Here is a 684-nt window from a genome sequence, read left to right as displayed (position 1 = left end):
CCCTCCGCACCCGCGACCAGACCCCCGGCCTGCTGCGCGCCCTCGTCGGCACGGTCCGGGGGCGGCGCGGTACCGCCGCGGCGGCGACCGGTGGCGACTCCTCCCTGGCGGGCCGGCTGGCGGCGCTGGGCCGGGCCGAGCAGCGGGCGTTCCTGCTGGACCTCGTGTGCACTCGGGCCGCCGCGGTCCTCGGGCACGGCGGCGGCGGTGCGGTGGACTCCGGGCGGGCCTTCCGCGAGCTGGGCTTCGACTCCCTCACGGCGGTCGAGTTCCGGAACCTGCTGATGGCGGAGACGGGTGTCCGGCTCTCCTCGACGGTGGTCTTCGACCACCCCAACCCGGCCGCCCTCGCAGAGTTCCTGCGCACCGAGCTGGTCGGCGAGGACACCGGCGCGCAGTCCGCCGCCCCGGTCGCGGCCGGCGACGACGAGCCGATCGCCATCATCGGCATGAGCTGCCGCTACCCGGGCGGCGTCGAAAGCCCCGAGGACCTGTGGCGGCTGGTCGCCTCCGGTGCGGACGGCATCTCCGGCTTCCCGGAGAACCGCGGCTGGGACCTCGACGCCATCTACCACCCCGACCCCGAGCACCGGGGGACCTCGTACACCCGCGAGGGCGGTTTCCTGCACGACGTGGCCGAGTTCGACGCGGAGTTCTTCGGGATCTCCCCGCGCGAGGCCCTCG

1 protein-coding gene is annotated in these 684 nt (G+C 75.6%); it reads left to right on the top strand.

What is annotated here, in order from left to right:
• A partial coding sequence (locus tag VR44_RS40380; protein ID WP_045952683.1) for an acyl carrier protein occupies positions 1-684 on the top strand: 684 nt, incomplete at both ends.

It is taken from the genome of Streptomyces katrae (assembly GCF_000966975.1).
In the GTDB taxonomy this organism is placed as follows: Bacteria; Actinomycetota; Actinomycetes; order Streptomycetales; family Streptomycetaceae; genus Streptomyces; species Streptomyces katrae.
This window is presented reverse-complemented; position numbering and strand designations above follow the sequence as displayed.